Genomic DNA, 17,349 nt, shown 5'->3' on the forward strand with positions numbered 1-17,349 from the left:
TGAGTGAGGGCTATTCGTGTCACCGCTGGCACGCACCGCACCGGTGCCCGCCGAGACTGCCCCGGAGATCATCCGGAACTTCTGCATCATCGCGCACATCGACCACGGCAAGTCCACGCTGGCCGACCGGATGCTGCAGGCCACCGGCGTCGTCCAGCCGCGTGACATGAAGGCGCAGTACCTGGACCGGATGGACATCGAGCGCGAGCGCGGCATCACCATCAAGTCCCAGGCCGTGCGCATGCCGTGGGAGGTCGACGGCACCCCGTACGCCCTGAACATGATCGACACGCCCGGACACGTCGACTTCACCTACGAGGTGTCCCGGTCCCTGGCCGCGTGCGAAGGAGCCCTGCTGCTCGTCGACGCCGCACAGGGCATCGAGGCGCAGACGCTGGCCAACCTGTACCTGGCGATGGAGAACGACCTGACCATCATCCCGGTGCTGAACAAGATCGACCTGCCCGCCGCGCAGCCGGAGAAGTACGCCGCGGAGCTCGCCAACCTGATCGGCGGCGACCCCGAGGACGTCCTCCTCGTCTCCGGCAAGACCGGCGTCGGCGTCGAGGCACTGCTGGACCGGATCGTCGCCGAGATCCCCGCACCGGTCGGCGTCGCGGACGCCCCGGCCCGCGCCATGATCTTCGACTCCGTGTACGACTCCTACCGCGGCGTCGTCACCTACGTCCGCGTCGTCGACGGCGCCCTCACCCCGCGGCAGCGGATCCAGATGATGTCCACCCGGGCCAGCCACGAGCTGCTCGAGATCGGCGTGATCTCCCCGGAGCCGAACGCCACGAAGGGTCTCGGCGTCGGCGAGGTCGGTTACCTCATCACCGGCGTGAAGGACGTGCGGCAGTCGAAGGTCGGCGACACGGTCACCGACCTGGCGAAGCCCGCGACGGAGTCCCTCGGCGGTTACGAGGATCCCAAGCCCATGGTCTTCTCGGGGCTGTACCCCCTGGACGGGTCGGACTACCCGGACCTGCGGGAAGCGCTGGACAAGCTCAAGCTCAACGACGCGGCCCTCGTCTACGAGCCGGAGACCTCCGCGGCGCTGGGCTTCGGCTTCCGCTGCGGGTTCCTCGGCCTGCTGCACCTGGAGATCACCCGCGACCGGCTCGAGCGCGAGTTCAACCTCGACCTGATCTCCACCGCCCCGAACGTCCCCTACGACGTGACGCTCGAGGACGGCAAGGAGGTGGTCGTCACCAATCCGAGCGAGTTCCCCACCGGGGGCAAGGTCTCGGAGGTCCGCGAGCCCATGGTCTCCGCCACGATCCTCGCGCCGAGCGACTTCGTCGGCGCGATCATGGAACTGTGCCAGGGCAAGCGTGGCCAGCTCGGCGGCATGGACTACCTCTCCGAGGACCGGGTCGAGCTGCGCTACCGGCTCCCGCTCGCCGAGATCGTGTTCGACTTCTTCGACCAGCTCAAGTCGAGGACCCGCGGCTACGCCTCCCTGGACTGGAAGGCCGACGGCGAGGAGGCCGCCGACCTGGTCAAGGTCGACATCCTCCTGCAGGGTGAGCAGGTCGACGCGTTCAGCGCCATCACCCACCGGGACAAGGCCTACTCGTACGGCGTCATGATGACGGGCAAGCTGCGTGAGCTGATCCCGCGCCAGCAGTTCGAGGTGCCCATCCAGGCGGCCATCGGCTCGCGCATCATCGCCCGCGAGAACATCCGGGCCATCCGCAAGGACGTTCTCGCCAAGTGCTACGGCGGTGACATCACCCGCAAGCGGAAGCTGCTGGAGAAGCAGAAGGAGGGCAAGAAGCGGATGAAGATGGTCGGCCGCGTCGAGGTGCCCCAGGAGGCCTTCATCGCCGCGCTCTCCTCCGACGACGGCGGCGCCGCTAAGGACAAGGCCAAGAAGTAGCGGAAGCAGCACCACCGATCATGCCCAGCGCCCTGCCCCTCGCCGATCCGGCACCCGCCGACGGACGGCTGCCCGCCGCCGTCGCCGACGGTGCCGCGGACCGCACCTTCAGCCTGTACGTGCACATCCCGTTCTGTGCGGTGCGCTGCGGGTACTGCGACTTCAACACCTACACCGCGACCGAGCTCGGGGGCGGCGGGAGCCAGGCCGAGTACGCCGCCCACGCCGTCGCCGAGGTGGACCTCGCGGCGTCCGTGCTGGCCGACGCCGGGGTCGGGGACCGACCCGTGCACACCGTGTTCTTCGGCGGTGGCACCCCAACGCTGCTGCCCGCCGAGGACCTGATCCGCATCCTCGACGCCGCCCGGGCCCACTGGACCTTCGCCGACGACGTCGAGATCACCACCGAGGCCAACCCGGACTCGGTCACCCCGGAGAGCCTGTCCCGGCTCGCCGCCGCCGGCGTCACCCGCGTCTCCTTCGGCATGCAGTCCGCCGTCCCGCACGTCCTCGCCGTCCTGGACCGCACGCACAACCCGGCCAACGTGCCGCAGGCGGTGGCGTGGGCGCGCGAGGCCGGGCTCGACGTCAGCCTCGACCTCATCTACGGCACGCCGGGGGAGAGCCTGGCGGACTGGGAGCAGTCCCTGGACGCGGCCCTGGCCTGCGAACCGGACCACATCTCGGCGTACGCACTGATCATCGAGGAGGGCACCCGGCTGGCCGCGCGGATCCGCCGCGGCCAGGTCCCGGACGTCGACGACGACGATCACGCCGCCAAGTACGAGCTCGCCGACGCGCGGCTGCGCGAGGCGGGGATGGACTGGTACGAGGTGAGCAACTGGGCCCGCGGCGCGGATCACGCCTGCCGGCACAACGTCGCCTACTGGCGCAGCGGTGACTGGTGGGGCATCGGGCCCGGCGCCCACTCCCACGTCGGCGGCGTGCGCTGGTGGAACGTCAAGCACCCCACCGCCTACGCGTCGCGCCTGGCGGCGGGGGAGTCACCGGCCGCCGGCCGGGAGACGCTGGACCCGGACACCCGGCACGTCGAGGACGTCATGCTGCGCACCCGGCTGGCCGAGGGGCTTCCCATCGACTCGCTCGGCCCGGTCGGCCGCCGTCAGGTGGCGGCGCTGATCGCCGAGGAACTGATCGAACCGGCCGCGGCCTTCAGCGGCACGCTGCGGCTCACGGGGCGGGGACGGCTGCTGGCGGACGCGGTGGTCCGGCGCCTGCTGGAGGACTGACCCGGCGCGAGGCCGGCGGCGGCGGAGCAGCGCGGTCGGAGCGGCGAAGACGAGGGCGTGCCGGCCCGGGACGGAGCCTGAGGCGGCCGGTACCGGCCGCCTGCGTCAGTGCCGGACGAGGTGCAGGTTGACCGGGTAGCGGTAGGGCTGGCCGCGGTTGGCGTGCACGCCGGCGATCACGGAGAACACCGTCACCCCGAGCCAGATCGCGGCCGCGATCAGGGCGAATACCCAGCCGACCACGGGGATCAGGGCGAGGACGTTGCACACGACGGCGACCACGGTGGGCGGGACGGTGAAGTTGAGGGCCTCGTGCGACTCCTGCGCGGTGAACGGACCGCGCTCCCGGAAGACGAGGTAGATGACCAGGGAGGGGATGCAGCCGAGGATGCCGCCGAAGTGCGCCATCGTGGCCCACTGCCGGTCCTCGGTCGCCGTCAGCGGCAGGGCGTTGGCGGGGACGCCGGTGTAGTCGCCTGTGTGGCCGTGGCTGGCACCGGGGCTCTCCGGCCGGGGGGTCTGCGACACGACTGCCTCTCTGCGGGCCCTCGACGACGGCCCACCCGTTCGTTGGCCGGCGCGGCCACGGGGGCTGTCCGCGCCGCGTCCAGTGTACCGGGCGCGTGGTCCCGCGCCGCGCAGCACCGGCCATGGGGTAGTCGTCGGGCGCATGCGGGCGCCGGGCGGACGAGGGTGCAGGTCAGCCCGTCGCGGTGAGGAAGTCGATGACTTCCTCGACCCGGCCGAGCATGGCCGGTTCGAGGTCGGTGTAGGTGTGCACGGACCCGAGCAGGCGCTGCCAGCCGCGTGCGACGTCGATCGGGCCGGCGTGCGGCCAGCCAAGTCCGGCGAGGATGCCCGTCTTCCAGTCCTGGCCGCGCGCGATCACGGGCCACGCGTCGATGCCGAGCACCGCCGGCTTGATCACCTGCCACACGTCCACATAGGGGTGCCCGACCACGAGCACGTTCGCCGGCGCACCCGGCACGCGAAGCGCGTCCCGGGCGATCCGGGACTCCTTGCTGCCCGGGACGAGGTGGTCGACCAGCACCCCGAGCCGACGCTGCGGGCCGGGCGAGAAGTCACGAATCGCCTCGACGAGGTCGTCGATGCCGCCGAGCGGTTCGACGACGATGCCCTCCTCGCGCAGGTCGTCGCCCCAGACCTTCTCCACCAGCTCGGCGTCGTGCTTGCCCTCGACCCAGATGCGGCTGGCCCGGGCGACCCGGGCCCGGCTCGCGGCGGCTCGTACGGAACCGGACGCCGTGCGGGCCGGTGCTGCCGTCGCCGCCGGGCGCGTCGGCGCCACGATCTCGACCGGGTTCCCCTCGAGCAGGAAGCCGTGGCCGAGCGGGAAGGCGCGGGTGCGTCCTCCGCGACCCTCGAGCACCATGACGATCATCCCGGCGGTCCGTTCGACCCGCAGCAGTTCACCGACCCACCCGCTGGCGCTGTCCTCGAGCACGAGCCCCCGGCGCGCCTCCACGGCGGCCACGTCCCGCCGGATGCGGCCGGACTGCCGTCCGGTGTTCTCCGTCGTCAGGTCGCGCGGCCCCCAGCCGTAGTCGTGCACGGATCCTCCTGGCAGCTCCGGTCCGGCGGTCGAGCCTCCGGACGCCGGGCCGGGGCGGCCGCGGGCGCCTCCACACTAGCAACGGGGTCGGCGTACTAGACTTGGCACTTGAGCATCCCGAGTGCTAACCCTCCGGTGCCGGCCCGCGGGCCGGGAACGGCGTCCGGCCGGAGCGCAGGAGGACCGTCGAGACCGCCACAGGAGGTGCGGCAGTGAGCGATTCGCGGCGATTGAACGTGCTGCGCGCGATCGTGGAGGACTACGTCCAGTTCCGGGAGCCCGTGGGCTCGCGTGCGCTGGTGGACCGGCACCGGCTCGGCGTCTCCTCGGCGACGATCCGCAACGACATGGCGGTGCTCGAGGAGGAGGGCCTCATCGTCGCCCCGCACACGAGCGCGGGCCGCGTGCCCACCGATGCGGGCTACCGGTTGTTCGTCGACCGGATCTCCGACGTCAAGCCGCTCTCCCCGGCCGAGCGCCGCGCCATCCAGACCCTGCTGGACGAGGCGAACGATCTCGACGACGTGATGGAGAAGACGGCCCGGCTGCTGGCGCAGCTGACCCACCAGGTCGCCCTCATCCAGTACCCGACGATCGGCAGCGCGCGGGTCCGCCACCTCGACGTGGTCGCCCTCGCCGAGGACCGTGCCCTCGTCGTGCTCATCACGAGCAACGGTCACGTCGAGCAGCGAGTGGTGCCCCTCGGGGCGCCCGCGACCGTCGAGGACCTCTCGGACGCACGGGCCCGGCTGCTCGGACTGATCGACGCGCGCCCGCTCACCGAGGTGCCGACGCTGCTCGGCCGGTTGCGCTCGTCCGGCGTCGACGCCGAGACGGGGGAGCGCAGCGGTGACGCCGGGCCGGACACGCTGCTGCTCGACCGGCTGGCCGCCGCCGTCGTCTCCCTCGTCGGCTTCGCCGGCCAGGACCGCATCGTGATGGCCGGGACCGCGAATCTCGCCCGCGCCACCCGGGACTTCCCGCTGACCATCCTGCCGGTGCTGGAGGCGCTGGAGGAACAGGTCGTGATGCTCCGGTTGTTGTCGGAGATGGGACAGGACGAGGCGGGCGTGACCGTGCGGATCGGTCACGAGAACCCGTACGAGCCGCTCAGCGAGGCCTCGGTCATCGCGTCCGGCTACGGGCCGGCCGCTGCGTCCCGGCTCGGGGTCGTCGGCCCCACCCGGATGGACTATCCGACCTCCATGGCCGCCGTGCGCGCGGTGGCCCGCTATCTCTCCCGCATCCTCGCGGGCTGACGCTCGCCGTCGGAGCGCACGCTGCGCTCGTCGGCGCCACCGAACGAAGTGAATGTGAAAGGACGTTGTGGCCAGTCATTACGAGGTCCTGGGTGTGTCCCGGGACGCCACCGGCGAAGAGATCAAGAAGGCGTACCGCAAGCTCGCCCGCAAGCTGCACCCCGACGTGAACCCCGGGGACGAGGCCGCCGACGAGTTCAAGAAGGTCAGCCACGCGTACGAGGTGCTCAGCGACCCGCAGAAGCGGCAGATCTACGACACCACCGGCAACGAGAACGGCAGCGCCAACGGCTTCGGCGGCGGCGGGTACGGCGGCGCCGGCTTCGGCGGGTTCCAGGACATCTTCGACACGTTCTTCGGCGGCGCGGGTGCCGGTGCGGCCGGTCCCGCGTCGCGGATGCGGCGCGGCCAGGACGCCCTGATCTCCGTGGGTGTGAGCCTGAAGGACGCGGTGTTCGGCACCAACACGTCCATCGAGCTCGAGACGGCGGTCGTGTGCGAGCGCTGCTCGGGCTCGTGCTGCGAGCCCGGGACGTCCCCGCAGACGTGTGACATCTGCCGCGGCACCGGCCAGATCCAGCGCGCGGTGCGGTCCATCCTCGGGCAGGTCATGACGACGGCGCCGTGCCCCACGTGCCAGGGGTTCGGCACCGTGATCCGCAATCCCTGCAACGAGTGCGCCGGCCAGGGCCGGGTGCGCAGCCGTCGCAGCCTCACGCTCAAGGTCCCGGCCGGCGTCGCGACCGGCACCCGCATCCAGCTGAGCGGTCAGGGCGAGGCCGGCGTCGCCGGCGGTCCGCAGGGCGACCTGTACGTCGAGATCCAGGTGGCGAAGGACCCGGCCTACGTGCGCGACGGCGACGATCTGCACGCCACGCTGCAGCTGCCGATGACGGCGGCCGCGCTCGGCACCGTGCTCGACTTCGAGACCTTCGACGGCGCCCAGCCCGTGCGCATCGCGGCGGGCAGCCAGTCCGGTGAGGTGATCACGCTCAAGGGGCTCGGGGTCACGCACCTGCGCTCGGGTGGCCGCGGTGACGTGCGCATCCACCTGCACGTGGAGACGCCGACGCGACTGGACGACGAGCAGGAGGAGCTGCTCCGCCGGCTCGCCGGCCTACGGCACGAGGAGAAGCCCGCCGCGAAGCCGGCGACGGCCGGCAGCGGCGTCTTCTCCCGGCTGCGGGAGCGCTTCGGCGGGCTCTGAGCCGACCGCCCGCACCCTGACGCCAGGACCACCTGATCCCGTGACCCCGCCGACCGAGAATGAGGCCGATCGACCATGAGCGCCCCGGTGTTCTACCCGGCTGCCGACCTCACCGCGGTCCGGGCCGGTGACCGGCTGCGGCTGGACGGGCCGGAGGGCCGGCACGCGGCGACCGTGCGCCGGATCGGGTCGGGGGAGACGATCGAGGTGTGCGACGGGAACGGCCGCCGTCTGACCTGCGTCGTCATCGGCACCGCCAGGGACGCCCTGGAGCTGAGCGTGCGCTCGGTCGTGGTCGAACCCGCGCCCGCGCCCGTCATCGAACTGGTCCAGGCTCTCGCCAAACAGGACCGCGACCTGCAGGCCGTCGAGACGGCCACCGAGCTCGGCGTCGACGTCGTGGTGCCCTGGCAGGCGGACCGGTCGATCGTGCGCTGGAAGGCCGAACGCGCGTCGAAGGCCGCCGCCAAGTGGGAGAGCGTGCTCCGCGCCGCGGCTCAGCAGTCCCGGCGCGCGCGGATCCCCGCGCTGGCCGAGCTGACCGGCACCCGCACCCTGGCCGCCCGGATCGCGGCCGGCACGCGGGACGGCAGCCTCGCCGCCATCGTCCTGCACGAGGACGCGGCGACACCGCTGAGCGCAGTGCTCGCCGAGATCGCCGCACCCGGCCCGGACCGGGTGCTGCTCATCGTCGGACCCGAGGGGGGCATCGGCCCGGACGAGCTGGCCGCCCTGACCGCGGCCGGCGCCCGCACCGCGGTGCTGGGGCCGCACGTCCTGCGCTCGTCCACAGCCGGCCCCGCCGCTCTCGCCCTCGCGTCCGTGCAGCTGGGCCGCTGGTCCACCACCTGACACCACCCGCTGGACACCGACCGGTGGGGCATCAGCGCATCGTGAAGGTCTTGCTGTCCGCCCACCGCTGCGATCCGCCGTCGCCGGGCTCGAAGAACGTGACCCGGTAGTTGCCGGGCGGGAGTTTCTCCTCCAGGGAGAACGTGCCGCCGTTGGCGCTGTCGCTCTGCAGTGGAGACGTTCCGGTGCGGTACCGCCGGTAGCCGTCCTTGCCGTCGTCGGTCGCCCGGCCGATCTCCCAGCTGATGCGGTGCACGACGCTGGTGACGCGGCCGGCCGCGCGGACCGTCGAACCGGTCACCACGGTCCCGTCCTGCGGATCGATCACCCACACCGGCGCGGCCCGCTCGGGCTGCCGGCTTATCGGCTCGCCCAGCGTGATCTGCCCGAACGCCCGGTACTGCGTGTGGCCGTCGACGAGGATGATCACCCGGCTCTGCTGGTCCGTCGGGATCAGGCCGGCGTTGGCCGCGGCCCCGGTCGCGGTGTACACGAGCTGCTGGATGGCCAGCTCCGCCTCCTCCGGGCCGAGCTGGGCGCCGAACGCGTCCGAGGAGACGTCGACGGTCACGGTGTTGTTGTCCCCGATCGCCGAGCCGACGCGGGACGCCGGTCGCCACGGCGTGTCGTAGTCGGGGTCCAGCGGCCGCGCCGACATCATCGCGGAGACCGCGGTGGAGACCGAGTCGCCCGCGGCCGGCAGCAGGCGGTACTCGCGGAACAGGTAGGTGCCGTCGCTCGTGCCGCCCAGCCAGTAGACCGGGACCTGCGAGGTGCTGGCGAACGACTCGGCGGCCCCCGTCGGCTGGCTCAGGTCCTCCGCCACGCCTCCGTCTGCACCGGCCTCGGCGGTGGGGCGCGGGGTCGAGATGGCGGTGCAGGCCGAGAGCACCGGCGCCAGCAGGACGAGGGCGAGGAACGTGCCGATCACGGCGCGGATCGAGAGGTGCCGGCGGAAGCGTCGGCGTGTCTCCAGGCGCGCGGGGAGCATCGGCGGGTTGCGGTGTCGCAGCACGATCGCAGCCACCTCCTGTCGTCCACGGTCCCCGCAGCATGATCTGCACCGATGCGGCGGAATCCACCGAGCGCGAACGCGGGCCGTACGCACCCCGTTCCCCAGTCTGGCACGGAGGCCCGTGCCGTAGAATCGAGCATGCCGGGACCCGCGCGTCCGGTGCGCCGGAGCAGTGGACGGCGGACCCGCCGGGACCGGCGGCGGACCCGATCGACACCGCGGTCCGCCCCGAACGCCCATCCCATCCGTGAGGAGCGACGGCAGGCCACCTCGGCCGCACCCATGAGCGAGTTCACCGCACCCGCAGTCACCAGCCCCGCCGGCCCCGAGTCGCGCACCATCGACTTCGATTCCCCGGAGCAGATGGTCCAGGCGCTCGGCGCCCAGGACGAGGCCCTGCGCATCATCGAGAGCACCTACCCCAGCCTCAACCTGACCGTGCGGGATCACTCCGTGCAGGTCAGCGGCCCGGATCCGGCCGCCGTCACCCGCGCCGCCGAGGTGCTGGCCGAGGTCAAGGACATGGCCGCCGCGCACACCGTGATGTCGGCGCAGACCCTGCGCCAGCTGATGAGCATGCTCGAGACCGCCGGCGAGGCGCGTCCCGCCCAGGTGCTCACGCAGAACATCCTCTCCAGCCGCGGCCGGACCATCCGCCCGAAGACGCTGAACCAGAAGCTGTACGTCGACGCGATCGACGCGAACACCGTGATCTTCGGGATCGGCCCGGCCGGTACCGGCAAGACGTATCTGGCCATGGCCAAGGCGGTCCAGGCGCTGCAGAACCGCGAGGTCAACCGGATCATCCTGACCCGCCCGGCCGTCGAGGCGGGGGAGCGGCTCGGCTACTTGCCCGGCACGCTGAGCGACAAGATCGACCCGTACCTGCGCCCGCTCTACGACGCGTTGCACGACATGATGGATCCCGACTCGATCCCGCGGTTGATGGCGGCCGGGACCATCGAGGTCGCGCCCCTGGCCTACATGCGCGGCCGTACGCTCAACGACGCGTTCATCATCCTGGACGAGGCGCAGAACACGACGCCGGAGCAGATGAAGATGTTCCTGACGCGGCTCGGGTTCGGCTCGCGCATCGTCGTCACCGGCGACGTGACCCAGGTGGACCTGCCGCAGGGCACCCAGTCGGGGCTGCGCGTCGTCCGGGAGATCCTCGACGGGATCGACGACGTCGCGTTCACCACCCTGGACGCCACCGACGTCGTGCGGCACCGCCTCGTCGGCGACATCGTCACCGCCTACAGCCGCTGGGACGAGCGGCAGCGCCGTGACGACGAGCGCGGGCGGGAGCGACGGGAGCACCGCCGCCACGAGGAGCGGGCGCGCGGCGAGCGCCGGAGCACCGACCGGCCGCGCGCGGACCAACCCGTGCACGACGAGGTCACCGAGCAGGACGAGCCGCGGGAGTCCGCGTCGTGAGCATCGAGATCTCCAACGAATCGGCCCGGGCCGCCGACGAGGACGCCGTCCTCGCCCTCGCCCGCCACCTGTTCGACCGGCTGTACCTGCACCCGCAGACGGAGCTGTCCATCGTCCTCGTGGACGAGGAGGCGATGGCGTCCCTGCACCAGCAGTGGATGGACGAGCCGGGTGCGACGGACGTCATGTCCTTCCCGATGGACGAGCTGCGGCCCGGCAGCGAGGACGCGCCGTCCGCCGAGGGTCTGCTCGGGGACATCGTGGTCTGCCCGCAGGTCGCCGCGCGGCAGGCGGCGCGCGGCGGCCACAGCGTCGACGACGAGATCCTCCTGCTGGTCACGCACGGCGTCCTGCACCTGCTGGGGTACGACCACGAGGAGCCGGACGAGAAGGCGGAGATGTTCGCCCTGCAGCGCGCGCTCCTGACCGAGTACCTCGGCCGACCCTCCCCGCGGGAGACCGACTCGTGACCGTGGCCCTGCTCTTCGTCCTCGTCGTCGTCGTCCTCGTCGGCGCGGCGATCATGGCCGCCGCGGAGGCCGCCTTCACCTACCTGCCGCGGCACGACGCCGAGGCGGCGCTCGGCGGCCGGAACGCGCGGTCCCTGCGGCAGATCATCGACGAGCCGGCCCGGCACATGCACGCCACCCGGTTCTGGCGGGTCTGGTTCGAGATGGCCGCGGCGGTCGCCGTCGCCATGCTGCTGCTCGGCGCGATCGGCAACCCCTGGGTCGCCGGGCTGATCGGCACGGTCGTGATGGCCGCGATCGGTTTCGTGCTGGTCGGCGTCTCACCCCGCCAGCTCGGCCGCACCTACTCGGTGGGCGTGGTCACCGCCACCGCCCCGCTCGTCCACTTCCTCTGCGTGATCCTCGGCCCCGTCCCCGGCTGGCTGATCTCCGTCGGCAGTCTCGTGACGCCGGGCGCACCGCGGGCCGACGCCGCGTTCTTCACCGAGGACGAGCTGCGGGAGATGGTCTACCGGGCCAACGAGTCCGAGATGATCGAGGACAACGAGGCGGAGCTCATCCACTCGGTGTTCGACCTGAACGACACGAAGGTCCGCGCCGTCATGGTGCCGCGCACCGACATCGTCGGGATCGAGACCGGCGCGACGCTGCGCGAGGCGCTGTCCCTGTTCCTGCGCTCGGGGTACTCCCGGGTCCCGGTGATGGGGCAGAGCACCGACGACCCGCGCGGGGTGCTGTACCTGAAGGACGTCGTCGCCGCGGTCTACGGTGCTGAGCGCGCGGGCATGCGGGAGACGGCGGACCCGGGCACCGCGACGGTCGACACCGTCGCGCGGCCGGTCCGCTTCGTCCCCGAGTCCAAGCCCGTCGCCGACCTGCTGAGCGAACTGCAGCGCGAGGGCACGCACGTCGCCATCGTCATCGACGAGTACGGCGGCACCGCCGGCATGGTCACGCTCGAGGACCTGATCGAGGAGATCGTCGGCGAGATCGTCGACGAGTACGACTCCGAGCGTCCCGAGATCGAGGACCTCGGCGACGGCCGGTACCGGATCTCGGCGAAGCTCGCCGTCGAGGACCTGGGCGAGCTCTTCGACATGGAGCTCGAGGACGACGAGGTGGACACCGTGGGCGGCCTGCTCGGCAAGGCCCTCGGCAAGGTCCCGATCGTCGGCAGCGAGACGCGGATCGCGGGCATCGACCTGTACGCCGAACGACTCGAGGGACGCCGCAACCGGGTCTCCCACCTCATCGCGCGCCTGGCCGAGCCGGTGCCTTCCCCGGCCGAGACCGCCGAGGACCCGTCCGGGCACCACCACCGCGTGGACGCCTCGCACGACGCCGCCCGACCGGGCAGCACCCGTCACGGCAGCACCCGACACGACAGCACCAGCCAGCAGGAGGTCGCCGGATGAGCCGCGGACCCGCATCCCCGTCCGGATCCACGCCTCGCCGGCACGAGGACGGGCCGACCCCGTCCGCGCTGCACCCCCGCCGGGAAGCGGGCGACGGCACGGGCGACGGAGCGCCCTTCCGCGCCGGATTCGTCAGCCTTGTCGGCCGGCCCAACGCCGGGAAGTCGACGCTGACCAACGCCCTGGTGGGACAGAAGGTCGCGATCACGTCGTCCCGGCCGCAGACGACCCGGCACACCATCCGCGGCATCGTGCACCGCACCGACGGGCAGCTGATCCTCGTCGACACCCCGGGCCTGCACCGGCCGCGCACGCTGCTCGGACAGCGCCTCAACGACCTCGTCACCGAGACCCTCGCCGAGGTCGACGCCATCGGGTTCTGCCTGCCGGCCGACGAGAAGATCGGCCCGGGCGACCGGTTCATCGCGGAGAAGCTCGCCGGCCTGCGCCGCCGCCCCGTCTACGCGCTGGTGACCAAGACTGACAAGGTCAGCCGGGAGGCTCTCGCCAACGCGCTCGTCGCCGTCGAGGCGCTCGGTCGTGACGCGCTGGGCGACGAGGGCTGGGCCGGCATCGTGCCGGTCAGCGCGGTCGACGGCTTCCAGGTGGCCACCGTGGCCGACGTGCTGATCGAGGCGATGCCCCCGTCGCCGGCCCTCTACCCGGACGGGGAGCTGACCGACGAGCCCGAGGCCGTCATGGTCGCCGAACTCGTCCGCGAGGCCGCCCTCGAGGGCGTGCGCGACGAACTGCCGCACTCGCTCGCGGTGGTCGTCGAGGAGATCCTGCCGCGCGAGGACCGGCCGGCGGACCGACCGCTGCTCGACGTGCGCGTCAACCTGTTCGTCGAGCGGTCCTCGCAGAAGGCCATCGTGATCGGCCGGGGCGGGTCGCGGCTGCGGGACGTGGGCACCGCCGCCCGCAAGGGGATCGAGGCGCTGCTCGGCACGCCGGTGTACCTGGACCTGCACGTGAAGATCGCCAAGGACTGGCAGCGCGACCCCAAGCAGCTGGCCCGGTTGGGGTTCTGAACGCCCTGGTCACCGCCGCTCCGTGATGCTCGCCACGGCCCTCGCCGGCGGGCTGGATGATCAGCCCGCACCCGGATCGGTGTGCCACAATACAGCGAGCCCGGGGGTGGGGAGCACCCGGGCGGCCGCACCGTTCGCGGCCGATCGATGCTGTCCCCGTGATCCGTTCGTGCTCTGGTGCCGAACGCCGGACCGCCAGGAGGTGGGGTAGTGAGCCGACGCCACGTCGCCGATGACGAGCACCCGGTCGAATCCCTCACCCACCCGCCCGTCGACGGCGCCGGCCCCACGCGCGCCGAGGCCCGGCATCCCGTGCCCAAGCACCTCGGCCGCGGCCGGCACGCCGGGCGGGAGCCCCGCCACCGCGGGCTGAAGATCACCGCCGTCATCGTCGCCCTGCTCATGGTCGCCGGGGTCGCCTTCGCGGGCGTGCAGGTGATGCGACTGCAGGGCAACCTGCTCTCCAAGCCCCTGAACCTCGACGCGGAGGCCAGCGCCGGCCCGGACCAGGATCTCGATCACCGGCCGATGCAGATCCTCGTGCTCGGCACCGACACCCGCACCGGGTCGGACGCCCGGTTCGGCAACCCGTCCGACTCGTCGAGCGCCGGCAACTCCGACGTCATGATGCTCATGCAGATCTCGGCGGACCGGAAGCGCGTCACCGTGGTCAGCTTCCCCCGCGACCTCATGGTCGCCATCCCGCGGTGCAAGGACCCGGACTCCGGCAAGGAGTACGCCGCCAAGGCGATGGGCCAGCTCAACAGCGCCCTCGCCTCCGGCGGCCCCGGCTGCACCGTGGCCGCCATCAACCGCTTCACCGGCCTGAACATCGACCACTTCATGATGGCCGACTTCAACGCCGTCACCGAGCTCTCCCGGACGCTGGGCGGCGTCGAGGTGTGCGTCAACCAGGCGATCGACGACCCCGATTCCGGCCTCAAGCTGCCCGCCGGCGTCAGCACCGTCGAGGGGGACCAGGCCCTCGCGTTCCTGCGCACCCGGCACGGCTTCGGCAATGGCGGCGACGAGGGCCGGATCCGCGCCCAGCAGAGCTTCCTCTCCTCCATGGTCCGCAAGGTCAAGGCGGAAGGCACGCTGACCGACATCCCGCGGTTGTACTCGATCGCCGAGACGATCACGAAGAACCTCACGGTCGACGACCAGCTCGCGCAGATCCCGGCGCTGATCAACCTCGCCACCCGGCTGCAGAACGTCGACCTGTCCCGCGTCGCGTTCGTCACCGCCCCGGTGGAGCCCTACGCCGCCGACCCCAACCGGCTCCAGCTCAAGGCAGGCGCCGCCAACACCCTCTTCACTCGGCTGCGCGCCGACGAGGACCTGACGGCCCGGACGGCGTCGCCCACCCCGAGCGCCTCCAGCGCCTCCACCGCCCACGCCTCGGCCGGTGCCTCCGGTTCGGCCGGTACCAGCGCCTCCGCGTCCGCCCGCCCGACGGCGACCGCGACGCCCTCGGCCGGCGCACCGGCCACGGCATCCGCCACCGACACCCAGCAGGCCGCGGCCGCGCGGGCCGAAGTGCCCGTCACCGTGCGCAACGTCTCGGGCACCAGTGGACGTCAGACGGCGATCGCCGCGGCGCTGACGAAGGCCGGGTACACGCAGGCCACGACCGCGACGGCCAGCGGGACCCGCCCGGGCACCCAGGTGTTCTACGGCGCCGGCTACGAGGACCAGGCGCGCGCCCTCGCCACCGTCCTCGGCATCGGCCGGGTCCAGGTGGTCCCGGCCGCGGACCTCACCGGCGTCCGTGTGGACATCGGCAAGGACTTCACCACCGGCACGAAGATGACGAGCAGCTCGGATCTCGGCGACCTGAACGGCCAGACCGCCGACCAGGTGACGTGCCAGTCCGCGTTCGGCAACTACTGATCCCGGCCGCGGAACCTTTCCCGATCGGTGCTGATCGGGCCCGGTCGGTTGCGGGCGGGGTGCCGGGACTGCCACGGACGCGGCTGCCGGGTCACGTTTCACGGGGGCGTCCGCACGGCGTGTAGGGTGAAAACGTGCCTCAGGGACTTCTCCTTCTTAGCTGCCGCGCCAGGGTCTGAGTCTTCGGTCGAGCTCCACGCTCTCGAAGACGGCCGACGCCCCGGTGCGGAGTAGTTGTGTCTGGCCAGACCCATTCCCGACCCGCTGGGCCCCACGCCGGCTGGTCAGCGACAGGAGAAGAGGCGACACCCGATGCAGAACCAGCAGAAGCCGTCCGGCATGCCGGTCCACCGTTACGTTCCGTTCCACGAGCAGATCACCGTGGACCTGCCCGACCGCACCTGGCCCACGAAGCGGATGACGACCGCGCCCCGCTGGTGCGCCGTCGACCTGCGGGACGGCAACCAGGCGCTGATCGACCCGATGAGCCCCGAGCGCAAGCACCGCATGTTCGACCTGCTGGTGCAGATGGGCTACAAGGAGATCGAGGTGGGCTTCCCGTCCGCCTCTCAGACCGATTTCGACTTCGTCCGCCAGCTGATCGAGCAGGACCGGATCCCGGACGACGTCACCATCCAGGTGCTGACCCAGTCCCGCGAGCACCTGATCGAGCGCACCTACGAGTCGCTGCAGGGCGCGAAGCAGGCCATCGTCCACCTGTACAACTCGACCTCGGTGCTGCAGCGCCGCGTCGTCTTCAAGCAGGACGAGGACGGCATCATGGACATCGCGCTGTCCGGCGCCCGGCTGTGCAAGAAGTTCGAGGAGACGCTGACCGACACGCGGATCACCTACGAGTACTCGCCGGAGTCCTACACGGGCACCGAGCTGGAGTTCGCGGCGCGGATCTGCAACGCCGTCACCGACGTGTTCGAGGTCTCCGAGGACAACCAGGTGATCCTCAACCTGCCGGCCACCGTCGAGATGGCCACGCCGAACGTCTACGCCGACTCGATCGAGTGGATGGGCCGGCACCTGTACAACCGGGAGAACATCATCCTCTCCCTGCACCCGCACAACGACCGCGGCACCGGCGTCGCCGCCGCCGAACTCGGCTACCTGGCCGGCGCGGACCGGATCGAGGGCTGCCTGTTCGGCAACGGGGAGCGCACCGGCAACGTGGACCTGGTGACCCTGGGCCTGAACATGTTCAGCCAGGGCATCGACCCCATGATCGACTTCTCCGACCTGGACGCGGTGCGCCGCACCGCCGAGTACTGCACCCAGCTGGGCGTGCCCGAGCGGTCCCCGTACGGCGGGGACCTGGTCTTCACCGCCTTCTCCGGCTCCCACCAGGACGCCATCAAGAAGGGCTTCGAGGCGATGACCGCCGACGCGCAGTCCGCGGGCAGCGACCTGGCCGACATGGTCTGGGGCGTGCCGTACCTGCCGATCGACCCGAAGGACATCGGCCGCTCGTACGAGGCGGTCATCCGGGTCAACTCCCAGTCCGGCAAGGGCGGCGTCGCCTACCTGCTCAAGAACGAGCACAGCCTGGAACTGCCGCGCCGCATGCAGATCGAGTTCTCCGGCGTCGTCCAGCGCCTGACCGACACCGCCGGCGGCGAGGTCAGCGGCAAGGACCTGTGGAAGATGTTCATCCACGAGTACCTGCCCTCCGCCGAGCACGAGCGCGTCGGCGAGCCGCTGCCCGAGTGGGGCCGGTACGCGATCTCCTCGTTCAGCACGCGCACCGAGGACGAGACGACGACGCTGGACATCGACCTGGTGGTCGCCGGCGTCGCGCAGCACCGCACCGCGACCGGCAACGGACCGCTGTCCGCGCTGCTGACGCTGCTGGCCGAGGACGGCATCGACGTCCGGGTCCTCGACTACACCGAGCACGCCCTGTCCGAGGGCGGCAACGCCAAGGCCGCCGCGTACGTCGAGGCGGCCGTGGGGGAGCGGGTGCTCTGGGGCTCCGGCATCAACGAGAACACGACGCTGGCCTCCCTGAAGGCCGTCGTCTCCGCCGTCAACCGCGCGGTCCGGGACCAGGACTGAG

The 17,349-nt window shown here is 71.8% G+C and carries 14 protein-coding genes; 11 read left to right on the top strand and 3 right to left on the bottom strand.

The features are described 5' to 3' along the window. Window positions 1-16 precede the first annotated feature (16 nt). Entirely contained in the window at window positions 17-1,882 is a 1,866-nt protein-coding gene (lepA, locus tag BGP79_RS03225; protein WP_076693158.1) for a translation elongation factor 4, read from the top strand. 20 nt (window positions 1,883-1,902) lie between these two features. Continuing rightward, window positions 1,903-3,132, top strand: a complete 1,230-nt coding sequence (hemW, locus tag BGP79_RS03230) for a radical SAM family heme chaperone HemW (RefSeq protein ID WP_076693159.1) — start codon at window positions 1,903-1,905, stop codon at window positions 3,130-3,132. A gap of 105 nt (window positions 3,133-3,237) precedes the next feature. On the opposite strand, the gene BGP79_RS03235 is transcribed toward hemW, so the two are convergent. Next, entirely contained in the window at window positions 3,238-3,660 is a 423-nt protein-coding gene (locus BGP79_RS03235) for a DUF4870 domain-containing protein (RefSeq protein WP_076693160.1), read from the bottom strand. Between the two features lie 172 nt (window positions 3,661-3,832). Continuing rightward, window positions 3,833-4,705 carry a DUF3097 family protein gene (locus tag BGP79_RS03240; protein WP_369800150.1) on the bottom strand — a complete coding sequence of 291 codons (873 nt, stop codon included), beginning with the start codon at window positions 4,703-4,705 and terminating at the stop codon, window positions 3,833-3,835. A gap of 212 nt (window positions 4,706-4,917) precedes the next feature. On the opposite strand from BGP79_RS03240, the gene hrcA reads away from it, so the two are divergent. The 3 genes from hrcA (at window position 4,918) to BGP79_RS03255 (ending at window position 8,023) form a co-directional block, all read left to right on the top strand. After that, window positions 4,918-5,964, top strand: a complete 1,047-nt coding sequence (gene hrcA, locus BGP79_RS03245; RefSeq protein ID WP_076693161.1) for a heat-inducible transcriptional repressor HrcA — start codon at window positions 4,918-4,920, stop codon at window positions 5,962-5,964. Window positions 5,965-6,031: 67 nt separating this feature from the next. Next, window positions 6,032-7,171: a molecular chaperone DnaJ gene (gene dnaJ / locus BGP79_RS03250; RefSeq protein ID WP_076693162.1), complete on the top strand. Its 1,140-nt coding sequence runs from the start codon at window positions 6,032-6,034 to the stop codon at window positions 7,169-7,171. Window positions 7,172-7,246: 75 nt separating this feature from the next. Then, on the top strand, window positions 7,247-8,023 hold the full coding sequence (locus BGP79_RS03255) for a 16S rRNA (uracil(1498)-N(3))-methyltransferase (RefSeq protein WP_076693163.1): 777 nt from the start codon (window positions 7,247-7,249) through the stop codon (window positions 8,021-8,023). A gap of 31 nt (window positions 8,024-8,054) precedes the next feature. Here BGP79_RS03255 and BGP79_RS03260 read toward each other — a convergent pair whose 3' ends face one another. After that, complete coding sequence (locus BGP79_RS03260; RefSeq protein ID WP_083701506.1) at window positions 8,055-9,050, bottom strand: GerMN domain-containing protein; 996 nt, start codon at window positions 9,048-9,050, stop codon at window positions 8,055-8,057. Between the two features lie 270 nt (window positions 9,051-9,320). Here BGP79_RS03260 and BGP79_RS03265 point away from each other — a divergent pair, with 270 nt between their 5' ends. From BGP79_RS03265 to leuA, 6 genes are all read left to right on the top strand, one after another. Then, window positions 9,321-10,475 carry a PhoH family protein gene (locus tag BGP79_RS03265; RefSeq protein ID WP_083701507.1) on the top strand — a complete coding sequence of 385 codons (1,155 nt, stop codon included), beginning with the start codon at window positions 9,321-9,323 and terminating at the stop codon, window positions 10,473-10,475. Then, complete coding sequence (ybeY, locus tag BGP79_RS03270) at window positions 10,472-10,945, top strand: rRNA maturation RNase YbeY (protein WP_076693164.1); 474 nt, start codon at window positions 10,472-10,474, stop codon at window positions 10,943-10,945. The genes BGP79_RS03265 and ybeY overlap by 4 nt, the downstream gene beginning before the upstream one ends. Further along, window positions 10,942-12,360 carry a hemolysin family protein gene (locus BGP79_RS03275; protein ID WP_076693165.1) on the top strand — a complete coding sequence of 473 codons (1,419 nt, stop codon included), beginning with the start codon at window positions 10,942-10,944 and terminating at the stop codon, window positions 12,358-12,360. Before ybeY ends, BGP79_RS03275 begins: the two co-directional genes overlap by 4 nt. Then, window positions 12,357-13,391, top strand: coding sequence for a GTPase Era (gene era, locus BGP79_RS03280; protein ID WP_083701508.1), 1,035 nt, complete (start codon window positions 12,357-12,359; stop codon window positions 13,389-13,391). Before BGP79_RS03275 ends, era begins: the two co-directional genes overlap by 4 nt. 210 nt (window positions 13,392-13,601) lie before the next feature. Beyond that, a complete protein-coding gene (locus tag BGP79_RS03285; protein WP_076693166.1) occupies window positions 13,602-15,284 on the top strand; it encodes an LCP family protein in 1,683 nt (560 codons plus the stop codon). Window positions 15,285-15,596: 312 nt separating this feature from the next. Beyond that, the gene (leuA, locus tag BGP79_RS03290) at window positions 15,597-17,348 is read left to right on the top strand and encodes a 2-isopropylmalate synthase (protein WP_076693167.1); all 1,752 of its coding nucleotides are present in this window, start codon (window positions 15,597-15,599) and stop codon (window positions 17,346-17,348) included. Window position 17,349: the final 1 nt, after the last annotated feature.

Source organism: Tersicoccus sp. Bi-70 (assembly GCF_001968825.1).
In the GTDB taxonomy this organism is placed as follows: domain Bacteria; phylum Actinomycetota; class Actinomycetes; order Actinomycetales; family Micrococcaceae; genus Tersicoccus.

Coding starts and splice junctions, on each gene's coding strand:
- hemW (WP_076693159.1), top strand. CDS start 1,903: ATGCCCAGCGCCCTGCCCCTCGCCGATCCGGCACCCGCCGACGGACGG.
- BGP79_RS03255 (WP_076693163.1), top strand. CDS start 7,247: ATGAGCGCCCCGGTGTTCTACCCGGCTGCCGACCTCACCGCGGTCCGG.
- BGP79_RS03265 (WP_083701507.1), top strand. CDS start 9,321: ATGAGCGAGTTCACCGCACCCGCAGTCACCAGCCCCGCCGGCCCCGAG.
- era (WP_083701508.1), top strand. CDS start 12,357: ATGAGCCGCGGACCCGCATCCCCGTCCGGATCCACGCCTCGCCGGCAC.
- leuA (WP_076693167.1), top strand. CDS start 15,597: ATGCAGAACCAGCAGAAGCCGTCCGGCATGCCGGTCCACCGTTACGTT.